We start from the raw sequence: 12655 nt of genomic DNA, 5'->3' as shown, positions 1-12655 counted from the left end.
CGGGGACCCCGGTCCCGTGCCGGAAGGCTCGGCCGGCGGGGCGTCGTTTCATGCTGAGGCGATGGGTCGGCTTAACACCCCGCCGCTGTCAAGCGCCCGGCGGCCGCGTCACGCGGCGCAGGGTCAGGTTGCAGCGCCCGTCGGGGGGCAGGAAATCCATCGGCACCGGCGCGTCGGGGCCCCCGAGCAGGTTGGGCGCCTCGGGGATGAGCCGGTCGATGCCGTGGTGGATCAGGCGGGCCGCACCCCCGATCACGAGGGCGTCACCGGCCCGCAGGCGCAGCGAGCGGGTCGGGTCCGAGCGCGCGAGGCCGCCGTAGCGGAACAGGGCGGTGGCGCCGAGCGACAGCGAGACCACCGGCGCGTCGAGGGCTTCCTCGTCCCGGTCCTGGTGCAGCCCCATCCGGGCCCCGGCCGCGTAGAGGTTGACGAGGCAGGCCTCCGGCGGGGCGGGATAGCCCGACAGCGCGGCCCAGGCGGCGAGCGCGGTCACGGGAATGGCCGGCCAGGGCGCGCCCGTTTCGGGGTGGTGCGGCTGGTAGCGGTAGCCCGCCCGGTCCGAGACCCAGCCGAGGGCGCCGCAATTCGACATCCGCACCGAGAAGGGCCGGTCGGTGCGCGGCATGCGCGGGGTATAGGCGGGGGCGAGGGCGAGCGCCGCCGCGAGTTCGGCGGCGAGGCGGGCCCGGCCCGCACCGTCGAGGTAGCCCGGCACGTGGATCAGGCCGGGAACGAGGACGATCCCGGCCGGACGTTCCGGCGACACGGGGCCCCGCTCAGGCCTTGTGGTCGATGTCGTGCTCCAGCACCGTCTTGCTCTCCACCGTGGTGTCGGCCTTGAGCGCGTAGACGAGGGGGATGCCGGTGGCGATCTCGAGGCTGGCGATGGTCTTCGTGGTCATGCCGTCGAGCACCATCACGAGGGCGCGCAGCGAGTTGCCGTGAGCCGCCACCAGCACCCGCTCGCCCGCCATCACGCGGGGCAGGATGAACTGGATATAGTAGGGCAGCACCCGGGCGGCGGTGTCCTTCAGGCTCTCGCCGCCGGGGGGCGGCACGTCGTAGGAGCGGCGCCACTGGTGCACCTGGGCGTCGCCCCAGCGCTCGCGGGCATCGTCCTTGTTGAGGCCGGAGAGGTCGCCGTAGTCGCGCTCGTTCAGGGCCTCGTTGCGGATCGTCTCGATCCCCTCCAGGCCCATCTCCTCCAGGATCAGCGCGCAGGTGCGCTGGGCCCGCTTGAGGTTCGAGGTGAAGGCCACGTCGAAGCCGTAGCCCTGCTCCTTGAGCCAGCGCCCGGCATTGCGCGCCTCCTCGACGCCGAGCGTCGTGAGCTCGGGATCACGCCAGCCCGTGAACAGCTTCTGAAGGTTCCATTCGCTCTGGCCGTGGCGAGCGAGGACGAGAAGGCGCTCCATCGGGGGACGATCCTCTTGGTCTTGGAAAAGAACGTTGATCGGAAGACCGGCTGGTCTTTGCCACATGTTGCAACGCAGCGAAACCGCGTCGCGCGGGCTCATGCGCCCGCGCCTGTGAACGGGGGATGACGGGCCCCGGCTTCAGAGCCCGAGCACGTCGTCCATCCCGTAGAGCCCCGGCGGCTTGGCGAAGGCCCAGAGGGCGGCCCGCACCGCGCCGCGCGCGAAGACCGCCCGGTCCTCGGCGTGGTGGCTGACCGTGATGCGCTCGCCGGGGCCGGCGAAGATCACGCTGTGGTCGCCCACCACCGAGCCGCCCCGCAGGGTGGCGAAGCCGATGTCGCCGGGCCGGCGCGCGCCGGTATGCCCGTCGCGGGTGGAGACGCGGGCGTCGGCGAGCGCCACGTCGCGCCCCTGCGCCGCCGCCTCGCCGAGGAGGAGGGCCGTGCCGGAGGGCGCATCGACCTTCATGCGGTGATGCATCTCCAGGATCTCGATGTCGAAATCCTCGCCGAGCGCCGCCGCCATCCGGCGCACGAGGCCGGCGACGAGGTTGACGCCGAGCGACATGTTGCCGGAGCGCACGATGCGGGCGTGGTGGGCGGCTGCTGCGAGCCGGGCGAGGTCCGCCTCCTGCATCCCCGTGGTGCCGACCACGTGGACGATCCGGGCCTGGGCCGCGAGTTCGGCAAAGAACGTGGTGGCGGCCGGCGCGGTGAAGTCGAGCACGCCTTCCGCCGCCGCGAAGACCGGGAGCGGATCGTCCGTCACGGTGACGCCGAGCGCCCCGAGGCCCGCGAGCGTGCCGGCATCCTGCCCCAGGGCCGGCGAGCCCTCGCGCTCGATGGCGCCCGACAGGGTGCAGCCCTCGGCCTCCGCCACTGCGCGGATCAGCATCCGCCCCATGCGCCCGTCGGCGCCGACCACCACGAGCCGCATGTCCGGCCTCACCATGTCTGGCCCCACCATGTCCGGCCTCACCATGTCCGGCCTCACCGCTGGCCCGTCGAATCCGGAGGTTGCGGTACAGCCTCCGGCCGCGCGGGACAAGGATCGGGCCGGGCGGGGCGCGTCCCGGTGCACGCTCCGGTCCTCCGGAGGCGGGCTTTCGAAGCGCGCGCGGCTCGATGCTCCGATGTCCGACCGGTTGGATCGGGTCGGCCCACGGCGTGCGTCGGATCGTGCGTTCGGCGGTCAGCCTCGCTCGCGGGACAGGGCCCATGCGCGCGCTCGGCGTGGCCGCTCGCGATCCGTGTCCGAAGCGGGCGCTGGGCACCCCACGGGCCTTTCGGTGGGCGACGCGGATCGAGGCTTATACCAGATCTCGATGAGCTTGACTCATCGAGATCTGCCCGCGCGACGGCGCGGCGGCGGTCGTCCGCCGGACCTCAGCGAGACTGACCTATGGGTCAGGCTCACTGAGATTTGGTATTAGATCAGCGATGTGCCGACAGGGCTTGCCGCCCCGTCTACGCGCAGAGCCCGGCGAGCCAGACGGAACTGCTGGTGACGGCCGGCTGAAGGTCCCGGATGAGCTTGGCGGGCGATCCGCCCCACAGCGTGTTGGCCGGAACATCCTTCGTCACCACCGAGCCGCCAGCGACGACCGCGTTCTCGCCGATCGTCACGCCCGGCAGGATGAGCGCCTTCGCGCCGATCCAGACGCCATCGCGGATGATGATCGGCTTCTGGAACCGTATCCGGAACGGGCCTGTCCACGCATTCAACCGATGGGTATTGGTCTCCAGGCTCACATCCGAGGCGATCTGGCAGTTCTGTCCGATCGTCACCGTGCCCTTGAACGTCGAAACGCGGAAATCCCTCCCGATATACGTCCCCGCGCCGATCTCGATCGACGAAAGCACGTCGTCGGAGAGGCTGTAATCGACCTTGAGCGGGCCGACCACGAGGGCATCCGCTCCGATTTTGATGCCCGACAATCGGTAGAAGACGATCTTCGAACGACCGAGAAAGGCAAAGCCCGGAATGGCGTTGCCGATGTGAAAGCAGAGATATCCGAGAAGGAGCCGAAGGGACTTCAAGGCGAACGCCTCCAGCGTGTGACGGGCATGGGACAGCCCCACGAAACCCGAACACGTCAAGGATCTGAGTGCGTGGGACGGTGCCGCCCCGCGGCCGTCAGGGAGAACCCCAACGTCGTCTGCTTCACTCGCAGGTCGGGAGTAAGAGGCAATGGGCCGAGTCTCGCAACCGTTCTTCCGAACTACGTCTGGCGAGCCATAGTCCGAAGGCTCCCGCGGATCGGCCACGATCCAAGAGAGTTTGCCCTTGGCAGTGCGTTGGCGGCTTTCCAAAAGCGACGAGTTTCAGAAATCTGACTGCTTGTAGATGCTGACTCCGTTCCTGCTCAATCGATGTGCATTAAAGTTTTTCAAATAAGAACAATATGTTTTAGGTTTTTAAGAAGATATATTTCTTGAAACGCGTTTCAGCTTATCTGGGTTGCGTGTTACATAGATGGTTCTGATCTTTTTGTCTTGAATGTGCAGCGCTGTCGTCTGCACGATGCCGCCCATCTCTACAGTAAGGAAGCCTGGTAAGCCATCAATGCTCACATATCGCAGGAGTTGCGATGAAGAACGCGCGAAATCGCTCGCCATTTCTGCATGGCGCCCCAGCACTGCGTCGATGCCGATAAGTGGCGTCAATGTTGCCGGAACCTTGCCGCCACCGTCAGCGTAGGCGATCACATCCTCCGCCAGCATGGTGCGGAGAGTACTCATATCGCCGTTGCGCGATGCCGCGAAGAAAGCCGAAGCAATCTTGAGACCATGCTCTTTGCTCACGACAAAGCGCGGGCGCTTCTGCAGAAGATGAGTCCGTGCCCGGCTGGCGAGTTGACGACAAGCGGCGGGAGTCCGGTCGATGGCTTGTGCCACGTCCGGGAAATCCATGCCGAACACGTCGTGCAGTAGGAAAGCGGCTCGCTCCAGCGGCGACAGCCGTTCCAGAGCGATCATCAGCGGCAGAGTGATGTCATCGGGTGAATCGGCATCCTCGGGATCGAAGACTGGTTCCGGCAACCATGGGCCGACATAGGTTTCGCGGCGGCGACGGGCCGACTTCAACTGATTGAGGCAAAGGCGCGTGACAATGACACGCAGAAACGCGGCCGGGCCACGCACCGAAGCGGGATCTACCGCGAGCCAGCGTGCATAGGCGTCCTGCACGATGTCCTCCGCGTCTGCGACCGACCCGAGCATTCGGTAGGCAAGCCGGATCAGGCCCGGGCGAAGTTCCTGCAGGTGGGGATCTGAATCGGCGGTCATTCGCGGACTACGCGCATGGTAAGTCCCGGCCGCGAACGAAGTCGCGAGTGACCCGTGCGACTCGTGCTCCGAGATGCCGGGCGGTGGCGAGGTCGGCTTCTGGGGGCGCCGTGTCCGGGCCTTCGTCGGTGTTCGATTGCGCAGCGGCGCCAATCCAGAAGCCCAGCCGGTTCATGTCTGATTCCGAGCCGGACCTGGAGTTATTGGCAGGTGGCAGATCGAGACTGACCCAGTGCATTCCGTGTTGCGCGGCGAACAGAACCATCTGGAGCAGCGTCGACAATTTGTCGCCAGCCCGTGCCCCGGAATTGGTGAATCCGGCGGCGATTTTGTCTCTCCACTGATACCCCCCAGCCATCATCACTTGTGAGGTCGCTTCCTGGAAGGCTTTGAACGACGCCGAGGCCGCGCCCATGTACGTCGGCGCACCGAAAATGATCGCGTGCGCGGCATGAAGGTCATCCAAGCGCTGCTGCGCTTCTTCGACGGCCAGGAGGAGAGGGCTGGAACCGCCCACCTGCCGCACGCCGTCCGCCACAGCCTCGGCCTGTCGGGCGGTGTGTCCATAGCCGCTATGATAGACGATCGCGACGCGGATACTGTGTTCCGTCCGGGTGTTGCGACGACCGTCTTCCTCAATGATGTGCATCATGCCCTCGTTTGTGAATGCAGTCGGAGGCATGACAAGGTCGCTTGGCCAAGTGTGACATCCGGGCAGAAACAGCCCGATTCGAGGCCGTTCCATTCCCGGAACCTGTTCCCGAGTTCCCTTCCCGGGAATGACCAGACGGAGGTGGAAAAAGCGGAATTCCTTGCGGCCGTCCGAATGATCGCTTCAGGGAAGACGTGGCGATGATCGAAAAGGCGCCAGAGGGTTGGGAGGAGCCGATCGCGCCCCGTCGTGCCCGACCTGCGCGGCGGATGGTTGTCCGGCCGCCATCAGCTTGGCGGCCCGGTTTTACGGGCCCAGTCCTGCCGTTCTGCGGGCACGACCGTTCGGCACGGTCCGGTCGCCGCGGTGCCGCCTCCGCGCGGATCGGGTGTCCGCGGGAGCGAGGATCAGCGCCCCGCCTGCGCCAGGAGCGGCCCGAGCACGTCGGTGATGCCGTTGACGGTGATCTGGGTGCCGACGCAGAGGAGCAGGAAGGCGAAGAGGCGGCCCAGCACCCGCGCGCCCACGGGGCCGATCCAGGTCACCACCCGGTCCGCCGAGCCGTAGGTGAAGCGCACCAGCACGGCGATGGCGAGCGCCGCCAGCGACATGCCCACGTAGAAGCCGATCCGCTCGGGGCCGGGGGCCGGCCGATTGGAGCCGAGCGCGATCGCCACCGCGATGGTGCCGGGGCCGGTGGTGAAGGGCAGGGTGAGGGGAAAGAAGGCGATCTCGGCGAGGTTGCCGGCGGGCTCGCGGGTCGCCTCCGCCTGCTTGCGGGCCTCGCGCGCCTCCGGCGCCGTCAGCAGCGTCCAGGCCGAGGCCGCCACCACGAGGCCGCCGGCGATACGCAGCGCGGCCAGGGAGACGCCGAAGAAGTTGAGGATCGGCGCCCCGGCCCAGAGGGCGGAGAGCATGATCAGGGCGGCGTAGAAGCCGATGCGTCGGGCCAGCTCCAGGCGCTCGGCATGCGAGTGCATCGCCGCCACCTGCGCGAAGATCAGCGACGAACCCACCGGATTCACGATGGAGAACAGGGCCGAGAAAGCGAGCACGAAGCTCTGCAGGGCCGCTTCCGGCGCGATGAGGCTCAGCATCCGCTCAACCGGGGGAGGGGGCCGGCACCAGCGCGCGGGCCGGGGCGAGGCGGGTCACCCGGCGCACCCGGCGCACGGTGACGGGACGGTAGAGCTGCTTGGTGGCGTCCACCACGTGCAGCCCCGCGAAGGGCAGGGACAGGCTGGTGCCCATCCGCTCCCAGGCGCTCGCCGTCTGCAGCAGCAGGCGGTTCTCCACCGGGGGCATGTAGAGCGCCTCGGCCCAGCCCTCGGGAGAGAACTGGGTCGCGCGCATCAGCCGGGCGAGCTGCGAGCGGCTGTAGGGCTGGCCGTGGCCGAAGGGCGTGGCGTCGCGCCGGGCCCAGACGCCGCGCCGGTTCGGCACCACCAGGATCATGCGGCCCCCCGGGGTCAGCACCCGCCAGACGTCCTGCAGCAGCTCGGTGGGGCTCTCCACCGATTCGAGGGCGTGGACGAGGATCACCCGGTCCACCGCCGCCTCGGGCAGGGGCATCATCGTGGGGTCCGCGAGCGCCGAGCAGGAGCGGCCGCTGCCGGGCCAGTTCACCACCCCTTGGGTGGCCGGCATGAAGGCCAGGGTCCGCTCGGCGATGACGTGGACGGGGCCGAGATAGGGCGTGGCGTAGCCGAGCCCGAGCACCCGCAGGCCGGAGACCGAGCCGAGGAAGCCGTGGAGGGTGCGCGCGACGATGCGGTGCGTCACGGCCCCGAGGGGGCTCGCGTAGAAGGCGCGCAGGTCGGTGACGTCGAGGCGCATGGGGCGAGGTTCAGGCGGCCACGGGACACGGGGCACGGGGAAGGGTGCAGGGCATCAATGGGGGCAGGGGCCCCGCGCGACAAGCCCGCAGCGGCCCGGCACGGCCACGGAGCGGGGGAAACCGCCTGGACCCGCATGCCTGGACCCGCATGCCTGCCGCCCCATCTCCCTGTCCCAGGTCCCAGTTCCATGCCCTCGCCCAACGGCCGCCGAGCGCGCGAGGACCAGCGATGCGACGAATGCCCATGCAAGGAACGCCCATGCGAGGAACGCCCATGCAAGGAACACCCACGGCAGCCCCGATGCCCGAGATCCGCACCTTCCTCTGCCGCAGCGACAACATCGGCGTGCTGATCCGCGACCCCGCCACCGGCGCCTGCGCGGCCATCGACGTGCCGGAAGCCGGTCCCGTCCTGGCGGCGCTCGACGAGGCGGGCTGGACGCTCACCGACATCCTCGTCACCCACCGGCACGCCGACCACGTGGAGGGCATCCCAGCGGTGAAGGCCCGCACGGGCGCCCGGGTCACCGCCCCCCGCAAGGCGGGCGACGCGGTGCCCGAGGTCGATGTTTGGGTCGCGGAGGGCGACGTGGTCCGGGTCGGCGATCTCGCCGCGCAGGTCTGGGAGACGCCGGGGCACTGCGCCGACCACGTCACCTACTGGTTCCGGCAGGCCGGGGTGGTGTTTGCCGGCGACACCCTGTTCACCCTCGGCTGCGGCCGGGTGATGGAGGCCGAGCCCGCCACCCTCTGGACCTCGCTGGAGCGGTTCCTGGCCCTGCCCGATGAGACGGCGGTCTATAGCGGCCACGACTACGTGCTGGGCAATGCCCGCTTCGCCCTGGCCGCCGAGCCCGGCAACGCGGCGCTCGCCGCCCGCGCGGCGGAGGCCGAGCGCGCCCGGGCCGAGGGCCGCTTCCTGATTCCGAGCACCATGGCGGCGGAGCGGGCGACCAATCCGTTCCTGCGCGCCGGCGAGCCGGACCTCGCTCAGGCGGTGAATCTCCCACCCGGCAGCCACGCCTCGGTTGTCTTTACGGCATTGAGGGCCTGGAAGAACCGGTCATGACCCGCTAAAGGGGCGTTACAGCGTGGCGGGTGCTGTCATTGGCGCCCGTATTCTGGATATCCCGGCCATTGAGGTCCGCTTCGGCAAGGCGGACCTGTCCGGGAGGCCCGTCGTTCCTTCCCTCCACGAGCCCCGGTGTCCCTTTCGATGCAGCCGCCCGGCCCGCCCTTCGCCTTCGGGCACGAGATCGACCTCAGCCACAACCAGGGGTCCGAATCCTCTGACGAAACCATGGGGAGGGATAGCCCCGTCCGCATCACGGTTCCGCGCGTGGCCCGGCCGGCGCCCCGGGCGGCCGCGCCCCTCGCCGTCGACGCGCGCCTCCTCGCGGTCGCCACCGAGCACCTGCGCCGCCTCGGCCCCAAGCGCGTCACGGTGGTGGCGGTGGCCGCCGAGGCCGGCATGACCCACGCCAACGTCTACCGCTACTTCCCGTCCAAGGACGCGCTCCTCGACGCGGTGGCGGGGCGCTGGCTGCGCGACGTCGAGGCGGAGCTCGCCCGCATCGCCGATGCGCCCGACCCGGCCGACGACAAGATCGAGCGCCTGCTCACGGCGCTCGCCAGCGTGCAGCGCGAGACCCTGGTCCACGAGCCGAACCTGTTCGCGGTCCACCTCGACGCGGCGGTGGCCGCCCGTCCGATCGCCCGCCGCCACCGGGTGCGCCTGCGCAGCCTGGTGGAGCGCGTGGTGGAGGAGGGGATCGGGGCCGGCGCCTTCGTCGCCCGCGACCGCGAGCGGGCCATCGCCCACATCTTCGACGCGAGCTACCGCTTCACCCATCCGCTCGCGATCCAGCACGACGCGGACCTGCCGCGCGACCTCGTGGAAGCGCGCCTCGGCGCCGTGATCCTGGCCATCCAGAAGGTGCTTCGGACGGGCACGCTCTAAGGCGCCGTGACAGAGTTTTGTGTCTGTCACTTGAGCTTTGCCGCCGAACTTCGCGGCGCCCGTTTCCCGTAAGCTGTTTGCAAGTCTTGGCTTTTTCGAAGCGCCGGGCGCCCGTGCCTCCGGGAAGCTTGGCTCGAACCCTGCATTGCCCTGCGTGCCTCGGTTGAAGCCCTGGGCCTTTTCCGCCACACACCGCGGCAGTCACGCGGCGGCGGCCCAAAGCCCCCAGAGCGTCGCGGCCGGTCCATTCAAGAGCGGAGGTTCGTTTCCCCCATGGCACGCAGCAAGATCGCGCTCATCGGCGCCGGACAGATCGGTGGAACCCTCGCGCATCTGGCGGGCCTGAAGGAACTCGGCGACGTCGTGCTGTTCGACATCGCGGACGGCGTGCCCCAGGGCAAGGGCCTCGACATCGCGGAATCCGCCCCCGTCGACGGCTTCGACGCCACCTATACGGGCGCCAGCGACTATGCCGCGATCGCCGGGGCCGACGTGGTGATCGTCACCGCCGGCGTGCCGCGCAAGCCCGGCATGAGCCGCGACGACCTCATCGGCATCAACCTCAAGGTGATGGAGGCCGTCGGCACCGGCATCAAGGAGCACGCGCCGGACGCCTTCGTGATCTGCATCACCAACCCCCTCGACGCGATGGTCTGGGCCCTGCAGAAATTCTCGGGCCTGCCCACCCACAAGGTGGTCGGCATGGCCGGCGTGCTCGATTCCGCCCGCTTCCGCCACTTCCTGGCCGACGAATTCAAGGTCTCGGTGGAGGACGTCACCGCCTTCGTGCTCGGCGGCCACGGCGACGACATGGTGCCGCTGGTGCGCTACTCCACGGTCGCCGGCGTGCCGCTGACCGATCTGGTCAAGCTCGGCTGGACCACCCAGGAGAAGCTCGACGCCATGGTCGAGCGCACCCGCAAGGGCGGCGGCGAGATCGTCAACCTGCTCAAGACCGGCTCGGCCTTCTACGCGCCCGCCGCCTCCGCCATCGCCATGGCCGAGAGCTACTTGCGCGACAAGCGCCGCGTGCTCCCCTGCGCCGCCTACCTCAACGGCGAGTACGGCGTCTCCGACATGTATGTCGGCGTGCCGATCGTGATCGGCGCCAACGGCGTCGAACGCGTGCTCGAAGTGGAGTTCAACGGCGACGAGAAGGCGATGTTCGACAAGTCGGTCGGCGCCGTGAAGACCCTGATCGAGGCCTGCAAGGGCGTGAACCCCGCGCTGGCCTGAAAACCCTCGCAAGAAGCGCCGCGCACCGAGCCGCCCGGCGGCTCGGTGCGACGGTGACGGTGTCCTGAGCTCCCGCGCCCGGCGCCGGGATGAGGCGGAGAAACGTCCATGAACATTCACGAGTACCAGGCCAAGGCGGTGCTGAAGGCGTTCGGCCTGCCCGTCTCGCGCGGCGTGCCGATCTTCAAGCCCGAGGAGGCCGAGGCCGCCGCCAAGGAACTCGGCGGCCCGGTCTGGGTGGTGAAGTCGCAGATCCACGCGGGCGGCCGCGGCAAGGGCACCTTCAAGGGCGCGCCCGCCGGCGCCAAGGGCGGCGTGCGGGTCACGAAGTCCCTCGACGAGGTCAAGCAGTTCGCCGGCGAGATGCTCGGCCAGACCCTGGTGACGATCCAGACCGGCGAGGCCGGCAAGCAGGTCAACCGCCTCTACATCGAGGAGGGCGCCCAGATCGAGGCGGAGTTCTACCTCTCGATGCTGGTGGACCGCGAGACCGGCCGGGTCGCGTTCGTGGTCTCCACCGAGGGCGGCATGGACATCGAGACGGTGGCCCACGAGACGCCCGAGAAGATCGTCACCTTCTCGGTGGATCCCGCCACCGGCGTGATGCCCCATCACGGCCGCCTCGTCGCCAAGACGCTCGGCCTCTCGGGCGCCCAGGCCAAGGAAGCCGGCGACCTCACCACCAAGCTCTACGAGGCGTTCACCGCCAAGGACATGAGCATGCTGGAGATCAACCCGCTGGTGCTCACCGGCGACGGCCACCTCAAGTGCCTCGACGCCAAGATCTCCTTCGACTCGAACGCCCTCTACCGCCACCCCGACATCGTCGCGCTCCGCGACGAGACCGAGGAGGACGCCAAGGAGATCGAGGCCTCCAAGTACGACCTGGCCTACATCGCGCTCGACGGCACGATCGGCTGCATGGTCAACGGCGCGGGCCTCGCCATGGCGACCCTCGACATCATCAAGCTCTACGGCGAGGAGCCGGCGAACTTCCTCGATGTCGGCGGCGGCGCCTCGGAAGAGAAGGTCACCGCGGCCTTCAAGATCATCACCGCCGATCCGCAGGTGAAGGGCATCCTCGTCAACATCTTCGGCGGGATCATGAAGTGCGACGTGATCGCCAACGGCGTGATCGCGGCGGTGAAGGCGGTGGGCCTGCAGGTTCCGCTGGTGGTGCGCCTCGAGGGCACCAACGTCGAGAAGGGCAAGGAGATCATCCGGAATTCCGGTCTCAACGTGATCCCGGCCGATGACCTCGATGATGCCGCGCAGAAGATCGTCGCCGCCGTGAAGAAGGGCTGAGAGTACCCATGTCCATCCTGATCGACGCGAACACCAAGGTCATCTGCCAGGGCTTCACCGGCAAGAACGGGACCTTCCACTCCGAGCAGGCCATCGCCTACGGCACCAAGATGGTCGGCGGCACCTCGCCCGGTAAGGGCGGCTCCAAGCACCTCAACCTGCCGGTCTTCGACACGGTGGCGGAGGCGCGCGAGGCCACCGGCGCCGACGCCTCCGTGGTCTACGTGCCGCCGCCGGGCGCGGCGGATGCGATCTGCGAGGCGATCCAGGCCGAGATCCCGCTCATCGTCTGCATCACCGAGGGCATTCCGGTGCTCGACATGGTGCGGGTCAAGCGCGCCCTCGAGGGTTCGAAGTCCCGGCTGGTGGGCCCGAACTGCCCCGGCATCGTCACGGCGGGCCAGTGCAAGATCGGCATCATGCCGGCCAACATCTTCAAGCCGGGCTCGGTGGGCATCGTCTCCCGCTCCGGCACGCTGACCTACGAGGCCGTGTTCCAGACCACCAACGCGGGTCTCGGCCAGACCACGGCGGTCGGCATCGGCGGCGACCCGGTGAAGGGCACGGAGTTCATCTCCATGCTCGAGCTGTTCCTCGCCGACGAGAAGACCACGTCGATCGTGATGATCGGCGAGATCGGCGGCTCGGCCGAAGAGGAAGCGGCGCAGTTCCTCGCCGACGAGGCCAAGCGCGGCCGCAAGAAGCCCATGGTCGGCTTCATCGCCGGCCGCACGGCGCCTCCGGGCCGCCGCATGGGCCACGCGGGCGCCATCATCTCGGGCGGCAAGGGCGGCGCCGAGGACAAGATCGCCGCCATGGAAGCGGCCGGCATCCGGGTCTCGCCCTCGCCGGCGCGCCTCGGCAGCACCCTGGTCGAGGTCCTGCGCGGCTGACACGCGGGGGGCGCAGGCCAGCGTTGCCCCGACGTTCAGGTCCGCGCCCCCATCTATCAACGAGCGA

Annotated in this window: 13 protein-coding genes; 5 read left to right on the top strand and 8 right to left on the bottom strand. The window is 69.0% G+C overall.

What is annotated here, in order from left to right; translation table 11 throughout:
- Positions 1-88 precede the first annotated feature (88 nt).
- The 8 genes from OF380_RS07175 to OF380_RS07140 form a co-directional block, all read right to left on the bottom strand.
- On the bottom strand, positions 89-766 hold the full coding sequence (locus tag OF380_RS07175; protein WP_264050085.1) for an alpha-ketoglutarate-dependent dioxygenase AlkB: 678 nt from the start codon (positions 764-766) through the stop codon (positions 89-91).
- A gap of 10 nt (positions 767-776) precedes the next feature.
- Positions 777-1415: a 2,3-bisphosphoglycerate-dependent phosphoglycerate mutase gene (locus OF380_RS07170; RefSeq protein ID WP_264050084.1), complete on the bottom strand. Its 639-nt coding sequence runs from the start codon at positions 1413-1415 to the stop codon at positions 777-779.
- Between the two features lie 141 nt (positions 1416-1556).
- Positions 1557-2354 carry a 4-hydroxy-tetrahydrodipicolinate reductase gene (dapB, locus tag OF380_RS07165; protein WP_264051223.1) on the bottom strand — a complete coding sequence of 266 codons (798 nt, stop codon included), beginning with the start codon at positions 2352-2354 and terminating at the stop codon, positions 1557-1559.
- 530 nt (positions 2355-2884) lie between these two features.
- On the bottom strand, positions 2885-3685 hold the full coding sequence (locus OF380_RS07160; protein WP_264050083.1) for an acyltransferase: 801 nt from the start codon (positions 3683-3685) through the stop codon (positions 2885-2887).
- 150 nt (positions 3686-3835) lie between these two features.
- Positions 3836-4705 carry a sigma-70 family RNA polymerase sigma factor gene (locus OF380_RS07155; RefSeq protein WP_264050082.1) on the bottom strand — a complete coding sequence of 290 codons (870 nt, stop codon included), beginning with the start codon at positions 4703-4705 and terminating at the stop codon, positions 3836-3838.
- A gap of 7 nt (positions 4706-4712) precedes the next feature.
- On the bottom strand, positions 4713-5354 hold the full coding sequence (locus OF380_RS07150) for a flavodoxin family protein (RefSeq protein ID WP_404810603.1): 642 nt from the start codon (positions 5352-5354) through the stop codon (positions 4713-4715).
- 410 nt (positions 5355-5764) lie between these two features.
- Positions 5765-6454, bottom strand: a complete 690-nt coding sequence (locus OF380_RS07145; protein ID WP_264050079.1) for a MarC family protein — start codon at positions 6452-6454, stop codon at positions 5765-5767.
- A 4-nt stretch (positions 6455-6458) separates the two neighbouring features.
- A complete protein-coding gene (locus OF380_RS07140; RefSeq protein ID WP_264050078.1) occupies positions 6459-7193 on the bottom strand; it encodes a class I SAM-dependent methyltransferase in 735 nt (244 codons plus the stop codon).
- A 302-nt stretch (positions 7194-7495) separates the two neighbouring features.
- Between OF380_RS07140 and gloB the strand changes: the two genes are divergently transcribed.
- The 5 genes from gloB to sucD all read left to right on the top strand — a co-directional run bounded on the left by gloB (position 7496) and on the right by sucD (position 12588).
- The gene (gloB, locus tag OF380_RS07135; protein ID WP_264051222.1) at positions 7496-8263 is read left to right on the top strand and encodes a hydroxyacylglutathione hydrolase; all 768 of its coding nucleotides are present in this window, start codon (positions 7496-7498) and stop codon (positions 8261-8263) included.
- 231 nt (positions 8264-8494) lie between these two features.
- Entirely contained in the window at positions 8495-9154 is a 660-nt protein-coding gene (locus tag OF380_RS07130) for a TetR family transcriptional regulator (RefSeq protein WP_318784665.1), read from the top strand.
- 273 nt (positions 9155-9427) lie between these two features.
- A complete protein-coding gene (gene mdh, locus OF380_RS07125) occupies positions 9428-10390 on the top strand; it encodes a malate dehydrogenase (RefSeq protein WP_264050076.1) in 963 nt (320 codons plus the stop codon).
- A gap of 108 nt (positions 10391-10498) precedes the next feature.
- Positions 10499-11695, top strand: coding sequence for an ADP-forming succinate--CoA ligase subunit beta (sucC, locus tag OF380_RS07120; RefSeq protein WP_264050075.1), 1197 nt, complete (start codon positions 10499-10501; stop codon positions 11693-11695).
- Between the two features lie 8 nt (positions 11696-11703).
- Entirely contained in the window at positions 11704-12588 is an 885-nt protein-coding gene (sucD, locus tag OF380_RS07115) for a succinate--CoA ligase subunit alpha (RefSeq protein WP_264050074.1), read from the top strand.
- The last annotated feature ends 67 nt before the right edge of the window (positions 12589-12655 follow it).

Origin of the sequence: Methylobacterium sp. FF17, assembly GCF_025813715.1 — a bacterium.
Classification (GTDB): Bacteria; Pseudomonadota; Alphaproteobacteria; order Rhizobiales; family Beijerinckiaceae; genus Methylobacterium; species Methylobacterium flocculans.
This window is presented reverse-complemented; position numbering and strand designations above follow the sequence as displayed.

Excerpts from the sequence above, each read along its gene's own strand:
- OF380_RS07170 (WP_264050084.1), bottom strand. The coding sequence starts at position 1,415 with ATGGAGCGCCTTCTCGTCCTCGCTCGCCACGGCCAGAGCGAATGGAAC.
- dapB (WP_264051223.1), bottom strand. The coding sequence starts at position 2,354 with ATGCGGCTCGTGGTGGTCGGCGCCGACGGGCGCATGGGGCGGATGCTG.
- OF380_RS07155 (WP_264050082.1), bottom strand. The coding sequence starts at position 4,705 with ATGACCGCCGATTCAGATCCCCACCTGCAGGAACTTCGCCCGGGCCTG.
- OF380_RS07150 (WP_404810603.1), bottom strand. The coding sequence starts at position 5,354 with ATGCACATCATTGAGGAAGACGGTCGTCGCAACACCCGGACGGAACAC.
- OF380_RS07145 (WP_264050079.1), bottom strand. The coding sequence starts at position 6,454 with ATGCTGAGCCTCATCGCGCCGGAAGCGGCCCTGCAGAGCTTCGTGCTC.
- OF380_RS07140 (WP_264050078.1), bottom strand. The coding sequence starts at position 7,193 with ATGCGCCTCGACGTCACCGACCTGCGCGCCTTCTACGCGAGCCCCCTC.
- gloB (WP_264051222.1), top strand. The coding sequence starts at position 7,496 with ATGCCCGAGATCCGCACCTTCCTCTGCCGCAGCGACAACATCGGCGTG.
- OF380_RS07130 (WP_318784665.1), top strand. The coding sequence starts at position 8,495 with ATGGGGAGGGATAGCCCCGTCCGCATCACGGTTCCGCGCGTGGCCCGG.
- mdh (WP_264050076.1), top strand. The coding sequence starts at position 9,428 with ATGGCACGCAGCAAGATCGCGCTCATCGGCGCCGGACAGATCGGTGGA.
- sucC (WP_264050075.1), top strand. The coding sequence starts at position 10,499 with ATGAACATTCACGAGTACCAGGCCAAGGCGGTGCTGAAGGCGTTCGGC.
- sucD (WP_264050074.1), top strand. The coding sequence starts at position 11,704 with ATGTCCATCCTGATCGACGCGAACACCAAGGTCATCTGCCAGGGCTTC.